Source organism: Actinoplanes sp. NPDC051861, from assembly GCF_040681145.1.
Taxonomy (GTDB): Bacteria; Actinomycetota; Actinomycetes; order Mycobacteriales; family Micromonosporaceae; genus Actinoplanes.
Map to the genome: position 1 here is coordinate 61771 of NZ_JBFAYE010000009.1, position 21054 is coordinate 82824.

General features: G+C 70.2%; 14 protein-coding genes. 9 read left to right on the forward strand and 5 right to left on the reverse strand.

Features of this window, described 5'->3' with window-relative positions; genetic code table 11:
* Positions 1 to 21: 21 nt before the first annotated feature.
* A complete protein-coding gene (locus AB0M02_RS23940; RefSeq protein ID WP_364230559.1) occupies positions 22 to 963 on the reverse strand; it encodes a glycosyltransferase family 2 protein in 942 nt (313 codons plus the stop codon).
* A 254-nt stretch (positions 964 to 1217) separates the two neighbouring features.
* On the opposite strand from AB0M02_RS23940, the gene AB0M02_RS23945 reads away from it, so the two are divergent.
* Together AB0M02_RS23945 and AB0M02_RS23950 are read left to right on the forward strand one after the other, a co-directional pair.
* Positions 1218 to 4385, forward strand: coding sequence for a N,N-dimethylformamidase beta subunit family domain-containing protein (locus AB0M02_RS23945; protein WP_364230125.1), 3168 nt, complete (start codon positions 1218 to 1220; stop codon positions 4383 to 4385).
* A gap of 9 nt (positions 4386 to 4394) precedes the next feature.
* Positions 4395 to 8630, forward strand: coding sequence for a DUF4082 domain-containing protein (locus AB0M02_RS23950; protein ID WP_364230127.1), 4236 nt, complete (start codon positions 4395 to 4397; stop codon positions 8628 to 8630).
* A gap of 187 nt (positions 8631 to 8817) precedes the next feature.
* Here the strand turns inward: AB0M02_RS23950 and AB0M02_RS23955 are convergent, their stop codons facing one another.
* Genes AB0M02_RS23955 through AB0M02_RS23965 form a run of 3 tightly spaced genes read right to left on the reverse strand, consistent with a single transcriptional unit; the run spans position 8818 to position 11609 of the window.
* Positions 8818 to 9486, reverse strand: coding sequence for a polysaccharide deacetylase family protein (locus AB0M02_RS23955; protein ID WP_364230129.1), 669 nt, complete (start codon positions 9484 to 9486; stop codon positions 8818 to 8820).
* Positions 9487 to 9492: 6 nt separating this feature from the next.
* Entirely contained in the window at positions 9493 to 10344 is an 852-nt protein-coding gene (locus tag AB0M02_RS23960) for a glycosyltransferase (RefSeq protein ID WP_364230131.1), read from the reverse strand.
* Positions 10341 to 11609, reverse strand: a complete 1269-nt coding sequence (locus AB0M02_RS23965; RefSeq protein WP_364230133.1) for a glycosyltransferase family 4 protein — start codon at positions 11607 to 11609, stop codon at positions 10341 to 10343. Before AB0M02_RS23965 ends, AB0M02_RS23960 begins: the two co-directional genes overlap by 4 nt.
* Before the next feature lie 391 nt (positions 11610 to 12000).
* Here AB0M02_RS23965 and AB0M02_RS23970 point away from each other — a divergent pair, with 391 nt between their 5' ends.
* The 6 genes from AB0M02_RS23970 (at position 12001) to AB0M02_RS23995 (ending at position 18572) form a co-directional block, all read left to right on the forward strand.
* Positions 12001 to 12909, forward strand: a complete 909-nt coding sequence (locus AB0M02_RS23970; RefSeq protein ID WP_364230135.1) for a hypothetical protein — start codon at positions 12001 to 12003, stop codon at positions 12907 to 12909.
* A 205-nt stretch (positions 12910 to 13114) separates the two neighbouring features.
* Positions 13115 to 14191: a glycosyltransferase gene (locus tag AB0M02_RS23975; protein ID WP_364230137.1), complete on the forward strand. Its 1077-nt coding sequence runs from the start codon at positions 13115 to 13117 to the stop codon at positions 14189 to 14191.
* Between the two features lie 13 nt (positions 14192 to 14204).
* Positions 14205 to 15596 (forward strand): O-antigen ligase family protein, encoded by a 1392-nt coding sequence (locus tag AB0M02_RS23980; protein ID WP_364230139.1) that lies wholly within the window; start codon positions 14205 to 14207, stop codon positions 15594 to 15596.
* A gap of 80 nt (positions 15597 to 15676) precedes the next feature.
* A complete protein-coding gene (locus tag AB0M02_RS23985) occupies positions 15677 to 16723 on the forward strand; it encodes a glycosyltransferase family 2 protein (RefSeq protein ID WP_364230141.1) in 1047 nt (348 codons plus the stop codon).
* Positions 16720 to 17739: an ABC transporter ATP-binding protein gene (locus AB0M02_RS23990; RefSeq protein ID WP_364230142.1), complete on the forward strand. Its 1020-nt coding sequence runs from the start codon at positions 16720 to 16722 to the stop codon at positions 17737 to 17739. The genes AB0M02_RS23985 and AB0M02_RS23990 overlap by 4 nt, the downstream gene beginning before the upstream one ends.
* Complete coding sequence (locus AB0M02_RS23995) at positions 17736 to 18572, forward strand: ABC transporter permease (RefSeq protein ID WP_364230144.1); 837 nt, start codon at positions 17736 to 17738, stop codon at positions 18570 to 18572. The genes AB0M02_RS23990 and AB0M02_RS23995 overlap by 4 nt, the downstream gene beginning before the upstream one ends.
* A 69-nt stretch (positions 18573 to 18641) precedes the next feature.
* Here the strand turns inward: AB0M02_RS23995 and AB0M02_RS24000 are convergent, their stop codons facing one another.
* Positions 18642 to 19778: a hypothetical protein gene (locus AB0M02_RS24000; protein ID WP_364230146.1), complete on the reverse strand. Its 1137-nt coding sequence runs from the start codon at positions 19776 to 19778 to the stop codon at positions 18642 to 18644.
* A gap of 374 nt (positions 19779 to 20152) precedes the next feature.
* Between AB0M02_RS24000 and AB0M02_RS24005 the strand changes: the two genes are divergently transcribed.
* Positions 20153 to 21016 (forward strand): hypothetical protein, encoded by an 864-nt coding sequence (locus tag AB0M02_RS24005; protein ID WP_364230148.1) that lies wholly within the window; start codon positions 20153 to 20155, stop codon positions 21014 to 21016.
* Positions 21017 to 21054 lie beyond the last annotated feature (38 nt).

Consider the following 21054-nt stretch of genomic DNA (forward strand, 5'->3'; position numbering starts at 1 on the left):
CGCCGGGGTGGCCCTTTTCGGTCAGGACTTCAGGGATGCCGCGTCGCGCTGGACGGTTTCCGGGCCGGGCAGCTCGCGCAGCCTGGACGGGCTCAGCAGGGCCCGCGTGGCCATCCTGCTGGGAACCTTGCCCAGTGCGGCCCGGCTCGCCTCACGCAGCAGCAGGGACGCCCAGAAGCCGGCGGTGAGCACCCGGTTGTGGCGGCGGCCGTAGAGGCGGACCTTGTTGAGGGTCAGCAGCGTCCAGAGGGCAGGCGAGACCTTGGAGTCGCCCTCCAGGTGGATCGCCTTGGCGGCGGGGGAGAAGCGGGTGACCAGGCCGGCGTCGCGGGCGCGCAGGGCGAAGTCGGTCTCCTCGGAGTAGAGGAAGAAGGACTCGTCCCAGGGCGCGACGCGCTCCCAGCACTCGGCGCTGATCAGGACGGTCGAACCCTCGGCCCAGTCGGTGACGGTCTCGTTCGCGTACCGGCTCTCGTCGGTGACCATCTCGCCGAGCGCGGCGACGCGGCCGGCCCGGACGGCGCCCAGGAAGGCGTCGCCGAGGACGCGGCGGGCGGCCGGCTCGCGGCGCATCGTGTGGATGAGGTCGCCGTCGCCGTCGACCAGCAGCGGGACGGCGATGCCGGTGCCCTCCTTGCGCAGCACGCCGAGCAGGGTGCGGATGCAGCCGGGGGTGAGGCGGACGTCGGGGTTGAGCACGAGGACGGCGGTGAACGGACCGGCCTTGGCGACGGCGGCGTTGATGCCCGCGGCGTACCCGGCGTTGCGTCCCATCTCGACCACGGTGGCGTCCGGCGCCAGACGGCGTACCGCGCCCACCGAGTCGTCCGCCGAGGCGTTGTCGGCGATCGTCAGGTGCCAGCCGACGCCCTCGAGGCCCGGGGCGAGCGAGGCGATCAGATCCGGGAGCAACCGCTCGCTGTTGTAGGTGACGGCGACAACCGCCACGGTCTCGGATTGCATCACGGGGATCATCCTGCCGTCCCGCCCGCACGGCCGGTACGCCCGGTCGGCCGAGCCGACTGTCGGAAACCGGCACCCCGGTGCGGCGCGGCCGTTTCGTACCTCCGAAAGGACGGTGTGTACCGGCCGTTCGGCGACCGGATGGATCAGGTCAGCTCTGGACCGTATCCGCCGACAGGATCGAAAACCTCGCGGGGCGAATCGATGTCGGTTTGCCGATTGGCTGCGGGGATCACGATCAGCAGGATCACGTCATGTTTGGGCGCCGAACTCTCTTCGTCCTGCTCCTCGTCGTGGCGGCCTTGTTCGTGCCGTCCGCCGCGTCGGCCGACCCGTGCGCGCCGGTCGTGAACCCGGTCGCCTGTGAGAACACCAAGACGGGCACGCCCCGGACCACGTGGGACGTCACCGGTTCCGGCAGCGCCGCGCTGCAGGGCTTCACCACCGAGATGAGCGTCAACGTCGGCGAGACCGTCCGCTTCAAGGTGGACTCGTCGGCCGCGTCGTACCGGCTGGACATCTACCGGATGGGCTACTACGGCGGCAACGGCGCGCGGCTCATCACGACGGTGAACCCGGTGGGGCAGCAGAACCAGCCGGACTGCGTGTCGGACCCGACGACCGGGCTGGTCGACTGCGGGAACTGGGCGGTCTCCGCGTCCTGGCCGGTGCCGTCCACCGCGGTCTCCGGCATCTACTTCGCCCGGCTCGTGCGCACCGACGGCACCAGCGGCGCCAGCCACGTCGTCTTCGTGGTGCGCGACGACGCGAGCCGCTCGGACCTGGTGTTCCAGACGTCGGACACGACCTGGCAGGCGTACAACACGTACGGCGGGAACAGCCTGTACGTCGGGTCGCCGGCGGGGCGCGCGTACAAGGTGAGCTACAACCGGCCGGTGACGACCCGCGGCACCGGGCCGGAGGACGCGGTCTTCAACGCCGAGTACCCGATGGTGCGGTTCCTGGAGGCCAACGGGTACGACGTCAGCTACCTCTCCGGCGTCGACACCGATCGGCGCGGCGCCCTGCTGCGCAACCACAAGGCGTTCCTGTCCGTGGGGCACGACGAGTACTGGTCGGGCCAGCAGCGGGCGAACGTCGAGGCGGCCCGGGACGCGGGTGTGCACCTGGCGTTCTTCAGCGGCAACGAGGTGTTCTGGAAGACCCGCTGGGAGACCAGTGTGGACGGTTCGGGTACGCCGTACCGGACCCTGGTCTGCTACAAGGAGACCCACGCGAACGCGACGATCGACCCGAGCAGCGAGTGGACCGGCACCTGGCGTGACCCGCGGTTCAGCCCGCCCAAGAACGGCGGGCGGCCGGAGAACGGGCTCACCGGTACGGCGTTCGAGGTCAACTCCGGGACGGTGAGCCTGCAGGTCCCGGCGGCCGACGGCAAGATGCGACTGTGGCGGGGCACGACCGTGGCGACACAGGCCGCGGGCGCCACCGCCTCCCTCGGCACCGGCACGCTCGGCTACGAGTGGGACGAGGACCTGGTCAACGCCGCGCGACCGCAGGGGCTGATCCGCCTCTCCACCACGAACGCCAGCGGTGTGGAGATCCTCACCGACAACGGTTCGACGTACGTCAGCGGCAGCGCCACCCACAACCTGACGCTGTACCGCGCGGCCAGCGGCGCGCTGGTCTTCGGCGCCGGCACCGTGCAGTGGTCGTGGGGCCTGGACAGCAACCACGACCGCGGCTCCGGCGCGGCGAGCACGCCGATGCGCCAGGCGACGGTGAACCTGTTCGCGGACATGGGCGCGCAGCCGGCCACGATCCAGTCGGGCCTGACCGCGGCCACGGCGTCCACCGACACCACGGCGCCCACCACGGCGATCACCTCGCCCGCGGCCGGGGCGATCGTGTCGGCGGGTGCGCGGGTCACCGCCACCGGCACCGCGGCCGACGTCGGCGGCGTGGTCGGCGGAGTCGAGGTCTCGATCGACGGCGGCACGACCTGGCGGCCCGCCACCGGGCGGGGGACCTGGACGTACGCGTTCACGCCGACGGTCACCGGCACGGTGGAGATCCGTGCGCGGGCGATCGACGACAGCGCCCGCATCGGCACGGCCACGACCCGGTCGATCACGGTCGGGCAGCGCGCCTGCCCGTGCAGCCTGTGGACGCCGGACGAGGCGCCCACGACGATCGACCCGGACACCTCGGGCACCGAGATCGGCGTGAAGTTCCGGTCGGACGTGGCCGGCCGGGTGACCGCGCTGCGCTTCTACAAGGGGCCGGGCAACACCGGTACGCACGTCGGCAAGCTGTGGAGCGCCACCGGCACTCAGCTGGCCAGCGTGACGTTCACCAACGAGACGTCGACGGGCTGGCAGCAGGCCAACCTGTCCACGCCGGTGACGCTGACCCCGGGCGCGACCTACGTGGCGTCGTACTACGCTCCCGTCGGCCGATACGCCGGAGATGTTGGGTATTTCGCGAATAATGGTGTCGATAGTGGGCCATTGCACGCGTTGCGGGACGGGGTGGATGGCGCGAACGGCGTCTACCGGTTCGGCAGTGGGTTCCCGACGCTGGCGTGGGAGTCGGCGAACTACTGGGTGGACGTGGTGTTCACGACCGACGGGGGTTCGCCGGACACGACGGCTCCGACGGTCAGTGCGCGTACCCCGGCGGCCGGGGCGACCGGGGTGGCGACGGGATCGGCCGTCACCGCCACCTTCAGTGAGCCGGTGGTGTCGGGGAGCGCGGCCGTCTCGCTGACCGGGCCGTCGGGTTCGGTCGCCGGCTCGGTGGCGTTCGACTCCGCGGCGTCGCGGGTCACGTTCACGCCGGCCGCTGCCTTGGCGGCGTCGACCACGTACACGGCCACAGTGTCCGGTGCAAGAGACACCTCCGGAAATGTCATGGCAAATGCTTCCTGGACGTTCACCACGGCGGCGGTGTCCAGCGGGCCGAACTGCCCGTGCTCGGTGTGGCCGGCGTCGGCGGTGCCGGGCACGCCCGCCGACACCGACAACTCGGCGGTCGAACTCGGCATGAAGTTCCGCGCCGACGTCTCCGGCCTGGTCACCGGGGTGCGGTTCTACAAGGGCTCCGGCAACACCGGCACGCACGTCGGCAAGCTGTGGTCCAGCAGCGGTCAGCTCCTGGCCAGCGTGACCTTCGGCTCGGAGACGTCGACCGGCTGGCAGCAGGTGGCCTTCGCGTCGCCGGTGGCGGTCACGGCCGGCACCACCTACGTCGTGTCCTACTACGCGCCGGTCGGCCGGTACGCGGCCGACCACAGCTTCTTCGCGAGCGCCGGCGTCGACAACGGGCCGCTGCACGCGCTTCGCGCCGGGGTGGACGGCGGCAACGGCGTCTACCGCTACGGGACCGGCGGTGGTTTCCCCACCGACTCCTGGGAGTCGACCAACTACTGGGTGGACGTCGTGTTCACCACGGGCAGCTGAGGACCGCGCATGCCACTTCCAAGAATCCGTTCGTTCCTGTTGTGCCTGACGCTGGTCGCGGCGGTGCTCGCCGTCACCCCGCCGACGACGGCGTCGGCCGCGACCTGCCCGTGCACGATCTTCCCCGCCACAGCGGTGCCGGCCGTGGCCGCCGACACCGACAACTCGGCCGTCGAGCTGGGTGTCAAGTTCCGCTCGGACGTCGCCGGCCAGATCACCGGGATCCGGTTCTACAAGGGTTCCGGCAACTCCGGCACGCACGTCGGCAACCTGTGGACCTCGGCCGGCGCGAACCTGGGCTCGGTCACGTTCACCGGGGAGACCACGACCGGCTGGCAGACGGCGACCTTCGCCAGCCCGATCCCGGTCAGCGCCGGCACCACCTACATCGCCTCCTACTTCGCACCCAACGGCCGGTACTCCTCGGACACCGCCGGCTTCGCGTCGGCGGGGGTGGACAACGAGCCGCTGCACGCGCTGCGTGACGGGGTGGACGGGCCGAACGGCATCTACAGATACGGCGGTGGCTTCCCGACGGACTCGTGGCAGGCCACCAACTACTGGGTGGACGTGGTGTTCACGACCAGCACGGCGGACACCACGCCGCCGGCGGTCACCGGGACCAGCCCCGCTGCCGGTGCGACCGGTGTGCCGGTGGGTAACGCGATCAGTGCTGTCTTCAGTGAGGCGGTGTCGTCCACCGCGCTCTCGATCCCCTCGGTGACCGGGACGACGGCGTACGACGCGGGTAGCCGGACGCTGACGTTCACGCCGTCCGCGCCGCTCGCGGCATCGACGACGTACACGGCAACAGTTTCCGGCGCCCGGGACGGTTCCGGAAATGTCATGACACCGGTGTCGTGGTCGTTCACCACCGGGACGTCCTCCGGGTCCGGATGCCCGTGCTCGATCTGGGCGGCCACCGCGACACCGGCAACCGTGACCGTCAGCGACAACTCGGCGGTGGAACTCGGCGTGCGGTTCCGGACCGGGACGGCCGGGTACGTCACCGGCCTCAAGTTCTACAAGGGCAGCCGCAACACCGGGACGCACACCGGGTCGCTCTGGACCAACACCGGCACCCGGCTGGCGACCGTGACGTTCAGCGGCGAGAGCGCGTCGGGCTGGCAGACCATGACGCTGCCCGGCCCGGTCCCGGTGACGGCGAACACGACGTACGTGGCGTCGTACCACACCGACACCGGCTTCTACTCGGTCACCGCCAACGGGTTCGGCTCCGCGGTGACCCGTGGACCGCTGACCGCTCTGGCCAACGGCACCGACGGCGGCAACGGCGTGTACCGGTACGGCGCGAGCGGCTTCCCGAGCAGCACGTACCAGGCCACGAACTACTGGGTCGACGTGGTGTTCGACAGCAGCGCCGTGGACACGGTCGCACCGACGCTGACGGCGCGGGCGCCCTCGGCCGGCGCGACCGGAGTGTCGACGACCGCCCCGGTCACCGCGAGCTTCAGCGAGCCGGTCTCCGCGGCCACGATCAGCCTGACCGGCCCGTCCGGTGCCGTCGCCGGTGGCCTCACCTACGACGCGGGCACCATGACGGCGTCGTTCGCCCCGTCCGCCGCGCTCGCCACCTCGACCGCCTACACCGCGACGGTCAGCGGCGCCCGGGACTCCTCGGGCAACGTGATGGCACCGGTGACCTGGTCGTTCACGACCGCGGCACCGCCACCGCCGCCACCGGACCAGGGACCGGGCGGCCCGGTGCTCGTGATCAAGTCGGCGGTCTCCGGCGCCAGCGGGTTCACGAGTTTCGCCGCCGAGGTGCTGCGCGCCGAGGGTCTCAACGAGTTCGCGACCGTGGACCTCTCCGCGGTCACCCCGGCCGTGCTCGGCCAGTACGACGTGGTCCTGCTCGGCTCGACACCGCTGACGGCGGCCCAGGTCACCATGTTCACGACCTGGGTCACCGGCGGCGGCAACCTGGTGACGTTCCGGCCGGACAAGCAGCTCGCCGGTCTGCTCGGCCTGACCTCGACCACCGGCACCCTCGCCGAGGGATACCTGCGGGTGGACACGGCGACGGCGCCGGGCGCGGGCATCACCGGGCAGACCATCCAGTACCACGGCACCGCCGACCGGTACACCCTGGCCGGGGCGCGGGCGGTCGCCACGCTGTACTCCAACGGCACGACGGCCACCACCAACCCGGCGCTGACCCTGGTCGACGTCGGCACCGCGGGCGGCCAGGCGGCGGCGTTCACCTTCGACCTGCCGCGGTCGCTGGTCTACACCCGTCAGGGAAACCCGGCGTGGCAGCAGCAGAACCGGGACAACCGGCCGCCGATCCGCTCCAACGACCTCTACTTCGGCGGTAGCGCCACCGACTGGGTCGACCTCACCAAGGTCGCCGTGCCGCAGGCCGACGAGCAGCAGCGCCTCCTCGCGAACCTGATCGGGACGATGAACCTCGACCGCAAGCCGCTGCCGAAGTTCTGGTACTTCCCGCGCAGCCTCAAGGCGGTCGTCGTGGCGACCGGTGACGACCACGCCACCGGTGGCACGGCGGGCCGGTTCGACCAGTACCTGGCGAACAGCCCGGCCGGGTGCGTGGTGGACGAGTGGCAGTGCCCGAGGTTCAGCTCGTACATCTTCCCGGACACGGCGCTGAGCAACACGCAGGCGGCGTCGTACCAGTCGCGCGGGTTCGAGGTGGGCCTGCACGTCAACACGAACTGCGCCGACTACACGCCGGCGTCGCTGGCCAACACGTACTCCGGGCAGCTCGCGACGTGGCGGGCCAAGTACAACTCGGTGCGGTCGCCGGTCACCAACCGTACGCACTGCATCGTCTGGTCGGACTGGTCCAGCCAGGCGTCGGTGGCGCTGTCCAACGGCATCCGGCTCGACACCAACTACTACTACTGGCCGGGGGAGTGGGTCGCGGACCGGCCCGGCTTCATGACCGGCTCCGGGATGCCGATGCGCTTCGCGGACGTGAACGGCGGCCTGATCGACGTCTACCAGGCGGCGACGCAGATGACCGACGAGTCGGGCCAGAGCTACCCGTTCACGACGAACGCCCTGCTGGACGCGGCTCTGGGCGCGACCGGTTACTACGGTGCGTTCACGGCGAACATGCACACCGACTACGCCACCACCTACGACAGTGACCAGGTGCTGGCCTCGGCGCAGAGCCGCGGCGTACCGGTGATCAGCGGCCAGCAGCTGCTGACCTGGGTGGACGGCCGGAACGCGTCGTCGTACTCGAACCTCGCCTGGTCCGGGAACAACCTGTCGTTCTCGGTCAACGTGGGCACCGGCGCCAACGGCCTGACCGGCATGGTGCCGACCGCCGGGCCGGCCGGGCGCACGCTGACGACGCTGACCCGGGGCGGCACCGCGGTGCCGTTCACCCGGAGCACGATCAAGGGCGTCGAGTACGCGATGTTCACTGCCGCACCGGGCGCCTACGTGGCCGGTTACGGAGGAACGGCCCTGGCGGTCTCCTCGTCGGCGACGGCGTCGGAGTCCACCGCGGCGACCGGCCGCCTGGCCGCCGGCGAGCCGGCGGCCGCCGCGGACCGGAGCGCACCCGGCACCTCCGCGATCGCGGTCACGGCGCGCCCGGACGGCACCGCCGAGGTGGAGTGGCGCACGACCGAGTCCGCCGCGGCGACACTGCTGGTCGGAGCGTCTCCCGACACCCTCGCGTCGTGGCCCGCCGACCGTGGCGGCACCCGGCACAGCGCGGTGGTGACCCGTCTCCAGCCGAACACCACCTATCACTACCGGGTGCGGAGCGTGGACCCGGCGGGGAACGTCACGACGTGGCCGGCGCTCTCCAAGCCGCCCGCGACGTTCGTCTCCGCGGCGGTGGGCGTCGCCGACCACACGGCGCCGCAGCTGAGGACCGGCGTGGAGAAGCGCACGACGGTCACCGACGACGGGTTGCGGCTGGCCGGCAGCGCCCGCTCCGGCAGCCACGTGTCGCGGGTGCTGGACGCTCAGCAGATGGTCCGCTGGGACCGGCTCAGCTACCAGGCGTCGGTCCCGGCGGGCGCGACGGTGCGACTCTTCGTCCGCACGGGCAGCACCTCGACGCCCGACGCGACCTGGAGTGACTGGAGCGCGGTGACGCAGGGTGGGGCCGTCAAGGGCGGGTCACGCTACGCGCAGTACCGGGTGGAGCTGACCCGCACCCGCGGCGGCGACACCCCGTTCCTGCACGGCGTAGGCATCACCTCCGACGGCAGGCTCATCGAAGCCCCCACCGAGCGATAGCAGCAGAACAGACCTTGGGCGCCGAGACCGGTCCTGACCGGCTTCGGCGCCCAAAGTCTGTGAGTTTCGCGGGACCACTGACTGGGCGCGCAAGGCGCGTTGCGGCCGTGCGTGGGCAGGGTGTCGCGGGTTATGTGTGGCCACAGAGCACGATTGCGCGTAAATCTGAGAAAGAGTGACCAGACGCTCAGCGCAAGCGTTTGACGGCGCCTACTGCCTCCAGTTTGAGGCGGGTTAGGACGCCCGGGCCGACCAGGGCCTCGGCGCGCAGGGAGTCCACTGTGTCCTCGCGGCGCAGGCTGTAGCGGGGCTGTAGCCAGGCGTCGGAGCGGGCCTTGCGGCGGTCGCTGGTGAAGACGCGGGTGTAGCCCAGGCGGCGCATGCGGGTGAGAAGTTCGCGGTCGTAGCGGCCCAGGGGGCAGGCGGCCTGGTCGACGGGGACGCCGGCCACGTCGGAGAGGCGGTCGCGGGCCAGGACCAACTCGTCGTGGGCCTCGGTGTCGGTCATGCCGCGCCAGGGGCGGTGCCACATGCCGTGGGTGCCGATGCGCATGCCGCTGCGGTGCAGGAGGCGGACGGCCTCGGCGTCCAGGCTGCCGGCGGACTCCAGGCGTGAGGAGAGCACGAAGAAGTCGGCGGTGAGGCCGCGTTCCACCAGCGCCGGCAGGCCGATCTCGACGTCGGAGGTGTTGCCGTCGTCGAAGCTGATGCGGACGTTCGGCCAGGCGCGGATCTCGTCGAGGACCGCGTGGAACAGGTCCTCGGAGATCCAGTAGCGGTCCTCGCCCGGCTCCAGCTCGCGCTGCGGCGTGCCGATGCCGTGGAAGCAGATGTTGATGATGTCGCCGTTCTGCATGACTTCCTATCGCCTCGCGGCGGGTTCGGTCCGGGAGGACTCGTCGCGTCCCCAGGTTGAGGTGGCGCCGGTGCGTTTCGCGGCCATGCCGGCGTAGACGGTGATGCCGACGTAGGCGACGGCGGCGGGTGCCAGCCAGGGCTTGGGCAGCACCACGTCGCGCAGCCAGGACATCCGGGCGGCGGGGCGGACCGGCACGGTGACCTCGCCGCGTGCGGCCGCGGCGCGCATGGCGGCGTTGCCGCCGCGGACCCGGATCAGGCGGCGGACCAGATCTCCGGTGCGGCGCGGGGTGGCGACACGAGCGGAGTACGACGTGACGTGCTTCTTCTCGGCGGTCTCGAACTGGGAGTCGAGGAAGAGATCGTCGGCGACGAGTTCCGGGAAGGTCCCGAACCGGGAGCGTCCCTCCTCGGAGAGCGCCACCACGCCACGGCCGAACAGCCCGTCGCGGAAGACCGGCAGCCGGCCGTGCACCGCGAAGTACGCCTTGACCAGCAGCGGGCGCCCGGTGAGCACCAGTTTGCGGCCGACCGTGGCGGCGGGCGCGGTCTCCAGGGCCTCGGTCAGCGCGCGGGCCGCGGCGGTGGTCAGCACGATGTCGGCGTCCAGGTAGACGCGCGGGAAGCCGATCGCGACCTCGTCGCCGGCGTTGAGCGCGTTCGCCTTGCCGGGCCGGGCCAGGTCCAGGACGCGCACCCCGGGCCGGGCACCGGCGATCTTGACGGTGTCGTCGGTGCAGCCGTTGGCGACCACGGTGATGTCGAACTCGCCCGGCTTCGCGTCGTCCAGGAGCGCGTCCAGGCAGCGGCCGATGACCGCGGCCTCGTTGTGTGCCGCGATGACGATGCTGGTCACGCCTGATCCGCCCGGGTGGTCTCGTCGGAGCTCGTTCGCTGGCGCGGGATGCGGGGCTGCGCGGGCAGCCGCTTGGCGAGCAGCCGCTGGAAGACCGCGGCGTACGGGCCGGACTGGTGCTCCCAGGAGAGCAGGCTCAGGAACCGGTCGCGGCCGAGCTTGCGCATCTGCCGGCGCCGCTCCGGGTCGTCGAGCAGCTCGTTCAGCACGGTGGCGAACTCCTCGGGTGTGCCGTTCGGCACGTACGCGCCGGCGTCGCCGAGCGTGCGGCGGGTCTCGATGCCGTCGGCGGCGACCACCGGCAGGCCCCGGCCCACGTACTCGACGGTCTTGGCCATCGTGGAGAGCTGGTTCATCCGGGTCGGCAGGTCGGGCTGGATGGCGACGGTGGCCTCGCGCAGCACCGAGTCGACGGACGGGCCGTCCAGCCAGCCGGTGAGCTCGACCACGTCCTCCAGGCCCTTCTCGGCCACCAGGGCCTTCACTGAGGGCATGCTCTCGCCGTCGCCGGCCAGGACCACCTTCCAGCCGCCGCGCCCGCGGAGCCGGACCAGTTCGTCGGCGGCGAGCACGACGCCCTCGACGTTGTCCTGCGGGCCGAAGACGCCCAGGTAGACGACGCGCAGGTGGCCGTCCGGCGCGGCGGTCTCCTCCGGGTCGCCGTCGACGGCGATCTCCTTGAGCGAGGGGCCGTTGCGGACGACGGTCACCCTGTCCGGCTGCACGCCCTTGCGTACCGCGTTGTCCTTGAACGACTGGTTGGTGGCGACCACCTCGGTGGCCGTCCGCAGCGTCAGCCACTCCATCGCGTTGAGGACCCGCAGCACCCACTTGTTGGGCTCGCCGCCGCCCCGCGAGATGTAGACCTCGGGGCACAGGTCGTGGTGGTCGAAGACCCAGGGCCGGCCGATCGCGCGCAGCAGCAGCGCGAGGGGCCAGTAGACGTCGGGCGGGTTGCAGACCTGGACGGCGTGGGCGCGGCCGGCGAGGACCTCGCCGATCAGGCGGATCGCGATGCAGAGGAAGGACCAGCCGAACTCGACCGCGAAGGTGAGCACGCCGCTGCCGTAGACCTTGACCGGGTACGGCTTGAGGCGAGTGTTCCGGCTGCCCGGCAGGACGCGGAGGCTCTTGTCGCCGCGGGGAGCGATGACGGTGACTTCGAAGCCTTTTTCCTCCAAAGTCAGACATTCCCGGATTACCCGGCGATCCCGCTCCGCCGGAAGATTGGCGATGAGGATCGTGACGTGCGGTTTTCCGGCCATTGTGGTGTCCGTCTCCTTTGTTCCAGCACCGGACTCTGAAAGACACTGTCGGATCGGGCGAGGCGGGAGCAACCGGCTGACCGGGCGGCGCCGGGTCATCCGTTTAATCAGGAGTGGTTCTTGACGGGCAAAACGGGTTTGCCCCTTTCAGTACCATGATCCAGTTTGGGGGGAGATGCTGGATGTTACTTGGTGGCTTTTGGTCCGAATTGACGGGGGTCATCACCAGCCATTGACATCGGCGAAAGCCCATGTCAGTTTTCGGACACGTGACTGAGTGGCCACCGATACGGTCCGGTCGGACAGATGCCTAAGATCGGTGGTGGATGGACGACCGGCCTTAGAGTCGGGAAGGGTCGTCACCGCAACCGGAGTTGATGAGAGGGAAACCGTGGACCTCTGGGACCTCACCAGGCTGCTGCTCCGCCGGTGGTACTTCGCCGTGCCGATGCTGCTGGTCACGGTTGGTGCGGTGGTGCTTGCCGCCAAATCGGTGGCGCCCGACTACAAGGCCATGGGCTACATGCAGTTGATCCCGGCGCCCAGCGCCGGCAAGCAGCCCGACCCCAAGGCCAAGCCCAAGCCGGCCAACCCCTGGCTGGACCTGGGATACGCCGCGCTGGGCAATGCCGCCGCCATCACCGTGACCGACCCGACGAACATCGAGAAGCTCGACAAGGAGGGCCTGTCCGACAGCGTCACCGTCGTGCTCAGTGAGCGGACCCCGCTCTTCGAGATCGAGGTGATCGGTGACAGCGAGCAGCAGGCCACCGCGACCGTGCAGCGGGTCATCAAGCTGCTGCAGGACGACATCGCGTCCAAGCAGAAGCAGTACGGTGCTCTCGAAGAGGACACCATCTCGACGCTGGTGATCAACGACGGCAGCGCGCCGCTGCAGGACACCGGCATGCGCAAGCGGGTGCTCATCGTGGCCGCCGGTCTCGGCGTGCTGGTGACCACCGCTTCGACGATCATCCTGGACTACTGGCTGCGCCGGCGGTCGCGGTCCGACGACGACGAGCAGGACTCGTCCGGCACGACCGAGCCGGTGGCGACCGGCAAGTCGCAGCCGATCCGCGGGAGCCTGTCCGACAACGCGGAGAAGACGCAGGTCCTGCGGCCGCAGCCGCGGCAGACCAACGGCTTCTCGGCCGAGCGCAACGGGTCCGGGGTCAAGTCCCGGGCGGCTGTCCACCCGGCCGGCCGGGCGCCGAAGAGCGCGCCCCAGGAGGAGTCCGTGGACGCCACCATCGTTCTTCCGTCGCCGTCCTACCCGCAGCGCCCCGGCAAGCGGGCCTGACCGGCTGTTCCTCGACCGTTCGGCTGAGCGGCCGCCCGATCCTCGGGCTGTCCTGGGCCTCCTACGGCCATTCCAGTCTGGATTGGCGGACCACGTCGCGTAACCGACAGGCTCCTGTGTGGAAATCCGGCGACACGTTACGTTCGTCCTGCTCTTCCGGCGACTCGTGCCCGTCGATGGCGGTGCACCGTGAAAGGGGTAACGGGTGACCCCAACACCCATGGCGATGGCATCGCAGATGCTTCGCACCGCGCGGGAGCGTCGTGACCTGGCCGGCAGGCGTCCGCCCCGGTTCGGCACCGGCGACGACGCCGGCGGGCCGCCGAGGGTCTACTACCTGTCGCCCGACCTGGACAAGCCGAGCGGCGGGGTCCGCAACATCTACCGCCACGCCGACGTGCTGAACACCCTCGGCATCGAGGCCGCGGTGGTGCACTCGCGCAGCGGGTTCCGATGCACCTGGTTCGCCAACGAGACCCGCGTCGAGGCGGCCGCCGACGTCCGGCTGCGCCCGCGTGACGTGCTGGTCGTGACCGAGTGGCACGGGCCGTGGCTGCACGCGCTCCCCGCCGGGGTCCGGAAGATCGTGTTCAACCAGGGGCCGTACTGCACGTTCGACGCCACGCCGTATTCCGGGAGCGGCGCCGGTGCGCCGTACGCCGGGGTCGAGGGCCTGGAGGGTCTGCTGACCGTCTCCGAGGACGGCGAGCGGCTGCTGCGCTGGACGTTCCCGTCGCTTCCGGTCCACCGGGCGCGCCCCGTCGTCGACCGGGCGGTCTTCCACCCGGGCAGCGGGCCGCGCGAGCGCCGGATCGGTTACCTGTCCCGCGGGCGCCGGGCGGAGGAGCGCGAGATGCTCCTGCACATGCTCCGGTCGCGGGGCGTGCCGGCGGGCTGGGAGCTGACCCCGATCAGCGGATCGGAGGCGCAGGTCGCCGCCGCGATGCGGGAGTGCGCGATCTTCCTGTCCTTCGGCTTCCGGGAGGGCTTCGGCCTGCCACCGGCCGAGGCGATGGCGAGCGGCTGCTACGTCGTGGGCTACACCTCGCTGGGCGGTGCCGAGTTCTTCGACCCGGCGTACTGCACGCCGGTGCCGGAGTGCGACCTGTTCGCGTACGGCGAGGCCATCGAGGACGCGATGCGGCGTTACCAGGAGAATCCGGGCGAGATGGACGCGGCGCGGCTCAAGGCGTCGGCCGCGATCCTCGGCCGCTACGACGTCGAGGGCCTGACCGGCGATCTGTCCACCTTCTACTCCGCGCTGCTGACGCCGGCCGCTTAGAAGTTCGACCGATATGAGCCAATCGACGATGCCGGCGGAGCATCCGGTCGACCTCGAACCGTCGCTGATCGCTCCGAATCTGTACTCCTCGCGCCGGGCCTCCCTGCGCCTCGACGTCGCCGCGATCTGCAGCGTGGTCATCGTCCTGCTGTACTGCATCCCGGCGCCGCTGATCGTCCCGCAGATGACGTTCGCCGGGCGGCCGGCGCTGCTGCTCTCGCTCTGCCTGTTCGCGTGGTGGTTCATCGCGCGGCTGAGCCCGTCGCTGCTGCTGGTCGGCCGGCAGCCGCTGCGCTGGGTCGCGCTGTTCTACCTGATGTCGATACTGCTGTCGTACATCGCCGGTCTGGTGCGCGGCCTGCCGACGCTGGAGGCGAACCGGCAGGACTTCACGCTGCTGATGACGTTCGAGTTCCTCGGGCTCATGCTGATGGCCGCCGACGGCATCCCGAACTGGGGCCGGCTGCGCACGGTGCTGAAGGTCCTGGTCTGCTCGGCCGCGTTCATGGCGTTCCTCGGCATCCTGCAGTCGATTTTCGCGTACGACGTGACGCAGTGGCTGGTCGTGCCGGGGCTGGAACTGAAGGGCACGCTCACCGACTTCCAGGCGCGTGGTGAGGGCGGGCGGTTCCGGGTCGCCTCGACGACCGTGCACTCCATCGAGTTCAGCGCGGTGCTGGCGATGGTGATGCCGTACGCCATCCACTTCGCCCGATTCGCCCGGTCCAAGGCGGCCCGTCGCTTCTACAGCCTGCTGACGTTCGTCATCGCGGGCGCCGTGCCGATGGCGATCTCGCGTACCGGCATCCTGGCCCTCGGCATCTCGATGATCATCATGTTCATCCTGGCCTGGAACTGGCGGTTCCGGTACAACTTCCTGATCCTGGCCGCCGGCCTCACCGGTGTGCTGGTGGTGGGCCGCCCCGGCCTGCTCGGCACGCTGCGCTCGATGTTCCTCTGGGCCGACGCCGACCCCAGCGTCGACGGCCGCACCGAGGACTACGCGCACGTCGCCGCGTGGTTCTCCCAGCGGCCCTGGCTGGGCCGGGGCCCGGGCACCCTGATCCCCGACCTCTACATGATCCTGGACAACCAGTGGCTGCTCACGCTGGTCACCGGCGGGATCGTCGGCGTGGTCGCGCTGGCGGCACTGCACCTCACGGGCCTGTGGCTCGCGGTGACGGGACTCCGCAGATCCACCTCGGAGGAGGACCGCCACCTGTGCGCGGCCCTCGTCTCCACTCAGATCCTCGCGATCCTCGTGGCCCTGACCTTCGACTCGCTGGGCTTCACGACGTTCTCGTTCACCCTCGCGCTGCTCACCGGGGTGTGCGGAGCGGTCTGGCGCCTGACCCACCCGACTCGAACCGTCCGGACGTCCACGGTGCGACGTCTCCTCGAGTAACACGACTTTGGAAGGCTGATGGAAGTTCGATGGTGACGAGAACCCGACCGCAACCCCTCCGCGGGCGGCCACGGGTCTCCGTGGTGGTTCCCTGTTACAACTACGGCCATTTCCTGCCGGAATGCGTGCAGGGTGTGCTGCGCCAGGACGGCGTGGACGTCGACGTGCTGATCGTCGACGACTGCTCGCCGGACGGCAGCGCCGAGGTGGCCCGGCGGCTCGCCGCCGAGGATCCACGGGTACGCGTGATCGCGCACGAGGTCAACGCCGGTCACATCGCCACCTACAACGAGGGCCTGGCCGCCGTCGACGGTGACTACGTGGTGCTGCTCTCCGCCGACGATCTGGTCACGCCCGGTTCGTTCCGGCGCGCGACGGCGCTGATGGAGGCGCACCCCGAGGTCGTCATGGTGCACGGCTTCGCGCGGACGTTCACCGACGTGCCGCCACCGCCGCGGACCTCGGTCAAGTCGTGGACGGTGTGGCCCGGCGCGGAGTGGATCGGCCGGGTGTGCCGGGCCGGTGGCAACCCGGTGGCCACACCCGAGGTGATGCTGCGCAACGAGACGATGCGCAAGCTCGGCGGGTACGACACGCGGGCGCCGCACGCCGGTGACTTCCTGATGTGGCTGCGCGCCGCGGCGCTCGGCGGCATCGGCCGCCTCAACGGGGTGGACCAGGCGTACTACCGGGTGCACGGCAACAACATGCACACGTCCCAGTTCGCCGGCGCGGACACCGATCTGCGCAAGCGGCACGAGGCTTTCGAGATCTTCTTCGACGAGGACGCCGGCGGTGTGCCGGACGTCGACGGGCTTCGCAGCGCCGCGAGCCTCGCCGTGGCCCGGGAGGCGCTGGCCATCGCCTGCTCCCTCCTCGAGGCCGGGCCGTCGGAGGACGACAGGGCCCTGGCCGGGCGGCTGGTCACGCTGGCGGAGGAGCTCTATCCGCCGGCGGCTTCGAGCAAACTGCGGCAACGGTACGGGCGACTGGCGCAGCGCGACGCGGAGGGCAAGGGTCCTCGCGTCCCGCGCGGCGTCAGCGCCTTCAACAAGCGGGTACGCGATCACGTCGAGTGGCGGCGCTGGCGGCGTAACGGAGTAGAAAGCGCGGTGAAGCTGCCATGAGCGGCCCCGACCACGACGAGGACGACGTCATCGTCCTGTCCGGTCTGACGAAGCTGTACGAACCGACCCCGAAGTGGATGCGTGCCTTCGCGCGCTCGCACCTCACCCAGCCGATCAAGGCGCTCGACGGCATCGACCTGGTCGTCCGGGCCGGCGAGATCTGCGCCGTGGTCGGCCCGAACGGCGCCGGCAAGACCACCCTGTTCCGGATCATCATCGGTCTCACCGAGGCGACCTCCGGGCACGGCAGCGTGCTCGGCCTCGACGTGGCCCGTGAGTCCGAGCAGATCCGCCAGGTGGTGGGCTGGATGCCCGCCGAGGATCGCAGCCTGCTGATGCGCGCCACGGTCCGGGAGAACCTGCAGCTGCACGGCCGGCTCCAGGGCATGACGCCGAAGGAGCTCGAGGCGCGGATCCCGTACGTTCTGGAGACGGTCAACCTGACCCCGCAGACGGACGTGGTCATCGCCAGCCTCTCGGCCGGCATGAAGGCACGGGTCCGCCTGGCCCGGGCCCTGCTGCCCGGCCCCCGCGCGCTGATCCTGGACGAGCCGACCGGCGCCGTCGACCCGATCGCCGCGCACGGCCTGCTCAACCTGATCATGGACCTGGTCAAGCAGGAGCGCCTCGCGGTGCTGATCTCCTCGCACCGCCTGGAGGAGATCGAGGCGCTGCAGTCCAAGGCGCTGCTCATGGACGGTGGCCGGATCAAGTACTCCGGCGACCTGGACAGCCTGCGCCGGCAGTGGGACCGGCCGCAGCTGGAGCTCGTCCTGGCCACCGAGGCGGACGCCCGCCTGGTCGCCGACGGGCTGCGCGCGCAGGGCCTGGAGGTCACCGTCGACGGCCTCACCCTGACCTGCCAGCTGGCCGGCGACCTGACCATCGGCGCCGTCCTCGGCCGCCTCGGCGGCGCGGCCGCGTCGATCCAGCACATCCGGGAGACACCCATGCCCCTGCGGGACCTCATCGCCCACGTCTACAAGCTGAACCCGGCTGCCGGGGGTGCCGCGTGACGACGGCGCACGTGTACCCCAGCGCGGTGCGCAACCGCAGCCGGTCGCGCAAGGTGGTCGACACACTCGGCGCCTACATCCGGCTCGACCTGGTCGAGGAGCGGATGTTCCCGGCGACCAGCATCATGCGATACATCGCCGTGGTCTTCCCGGTGCTGCTGTACTTCTACCAGAGCTCGTTCCTGGGAGCCGGTCCCGAGGTCTTCGCGGTGATGCTGATCGGCACCGCGGTGACGGCCGGTCTGCAGGACGCGCTCACCCAGCTGACCGCGCGGCTCAACTTCGCCATGGAGCGCGGCACCCTGGAGACCTACCTGGTCGAGCCGGTGCCGTGGGTGCTGATCCCGATCGCCATGAACCTGTGGCGCAGCTTCACCGGCGGCCTGCTGGCCTGCTTCATGATCTTCGTGGGCTGGCTGCTGGGCATGCCGATCGACCCGGCCGGCATCCCGCTCGGGCTGGTCGTGCTCTTCCTCGGCATCCTGGCCTGCAACGCCCTGGGCACCCTGGCGGCCAGCTTCCTGGTGCTCTTCAAGCGCGGTGACCCGGTGGTCATGCTGTTCCACCTGGCGGCCAGCGTGCTCGGTGGCGCGCTGTTCCCGGTGAGCACGCTGCCGGACTGGATCCGGTGGGCCAGCTACCTGATCCCGCACACCTATGTGATCAGCGCCGAGCGCCAGCTGCTGATGCCCACGCCGCCCGCCGGCGAGCTGAGTGTCGGCCTCTCGATCGTCGCGCTGACCGTCATGTGTGTGGTGATGCTCACCGGCGGCCTGTTCATTTTCGACCGGTCGCTGCGGCTCGCCCGCAAGCTCGGGATCCTCAGCATTTAAGGAACACGTAAGACTCCCTGAAGAAAATGGCCCCGGCATCCGCCGGGGCCATTTCAGGTTGTCCAGAAATCAGCAGTCGTTGAGCTTCTTGGTCTCCTTGAGGATCACGCCGCGGTCGAAGTCGAACGTGACCTCGGCGTTGCCCGACCAGTCGCCGATCTTCGAGCAGTCGACGTCGATCGGGCCGTACTCCGCGCTCTTGGTGACGATCTTGTTGCCGGTCACCGTGGGGAACGACCCACCGGACAGCCGCAGCGCGTAGCCGCCGCCGGCCAGCACGTTGTCCTTGACCGTGCCGCCCGCGTTGTCCTGGTCCGGGATGAAGATCGGCGAGGTCGGGCAGTCGTCGCCGCGCTGGTCGATGGTGTTGTGCCGGATCGTCGCGGTGGGACCGCCGTAGCCCTGGATGCCGTCACCGTGCGGGTCGACCGACTGGCACATGCCGGCCGGCACGGCCAGCTGCGCGTACGAGTCCTCGATGATGACCTGGCCGGCACCGGAGAAGCTGCTCGCGCCGACGCGCCAGCCCTCCATCCGGTTCATCACCTTGCAGCGGCGGCAGGTGTAGTTGGCGACACCGAACGCGTACTGCTGGTTGCTGGAGACGCCCTCACCGGGCTTCGGCACGACCTCGGTGTCCTCGATCGTCAAGTGCCCGAAGATCTTGTCACCCAGGAAGTTGTCGATGGTGCCGTAGACCCGGGTGCGGCGGATCGTCACGTCCGCGGCCTTCACGTAGATGCTGCCGGTGACGAGCTGGTCGGAGATGACCGCGCCGGCCTTCGTGACGGTCAGGTCGCCCTCGACCGTCTTCTTGGGCGACCAGCCGGCCGGCACGCCGGTGCAGGACTCGGTGGGGTACGACGGGAGGACGCAGTCGCCCTTCGCCACCGCCTTCGTGGTCGTGCCGCTGGTGGGCTTCTTCGACGTGGGACCGGACGCGGACGCGGAGATCGGCGCGGAGGCCGAGGCGGACGCGGAGGCGGTGGCCGCGGAGGGCGGGATCGACTGCAGCGGTGCGGGCTGCCCGTCGGGAGCGGGCTGCGTCGTGTCGGCCTGCGCCGCGTTCTCCGGCGTGGCGTCGTCGCGTCCGGTCGAATACCAGGTGAATCCGACGGCAATCAGAATTACCACACCGAACGCCGAGCAAACGGTGACGGCCCGGCGCAATCGGGTTCCGGTGAACAGGTTACGGCGGTGCTTCATTACGGGGTGCTCCTCGAGTCAGTCAGCTGACCGGCTCGGACGATAATACGTATCCGGGCGGCCGATGGAGCACCCTGTTCAGGTCAATGTGGAATGTGGCACGGATAGCTCGTGCCAAATGGTGATTTGAAGTGCGGCGCGATGACCGGAATCTGACAGATGTCGCCTCTGCGCATACCGCGGAACGCGATGTCAAGCGGCTGTTCGGGTCGGAGCGCGGGTCCGGTCAGGACCGCCCGCGCGAAGATCGGTCCGAACCTATGACAATATCTGGCACAACGGCCTGTCCCGCGGACGCGGACGATATCGTCGTGCGGCAGGTTCCACGGTAAATGTCAGGGAGTACAAGTGACCGACCGCGTCGGCTTTGTCCGATGGGCCGTCTGATGGCAGTCCGGGTCGAGCCCATCACCACCGTCGACGTTCCCGCGGTGGCCCGGTTTCTGCACACCAATCTCAACAGCCGTGTCCCGGCGGACGCCTGGGAGCGGGCGGTGCAGGTGCCCTGGAAGGCACCGGCACCCAACCACGGCTTCCTGCTCCGCGACGACGAGGGCTCGGTGGTCGGCGCCTACCTGGCGTTCTACTCCGAGCGGACGATCCGCGGCGAGATACGCCGGTTCTGCAACCTCGGCGCCTGGTGCGTGCTCCCGGAACAGCGGTTCCACAGCCTCAAGCTGCTGAAGGCGCTGCTCAAGCAGGAGGGGTACGAGTTCACCGACCTGTCGCCGAGCGGCAACGTCGTGCCGATGAACACCCGCCTGGGCTTCACGTCGCTGGACACCGCCACCGCGGTCGCCCCGAACCTGCCCTGGGCCGGCCTCGGCCGGGTCAGCGCCGACCCGGCGGTGCTGGAGCGCACGCTGACCGGCGACGATCTGCAGATCTACCGCGACCACGCCGGTACGGCGGCCGCGAAGCACGTGGTGCTGACCCGCGGCGACCGGTACTGCTACGTGATCTTCCGCACCGACCGCCGCAAGAACCTGCCGTTCTTCGCCTCGGTGCTGTACGTCAGTGACCCGGAGCTGTTCCGGGCGATGCGGCGCCGGTTCCAGAGTCACCTGCTGACCCGGCACGGGATCCTCGCCATGCTGGCCGAGACCCGGGTGACCGGTTCGGTTCCCGCACTGTCGCGGATGCTCGGGAACCCGCGCCGCAAGATGTTCCTGAGCGCCGACCTGACCGAGCGCGACATCGACTACCTCTACAGCGAGCTGACCTGCCTGAGCTGGTGACGGCAGCCGGCGCACCACCGACACACCGATGAGGGAAA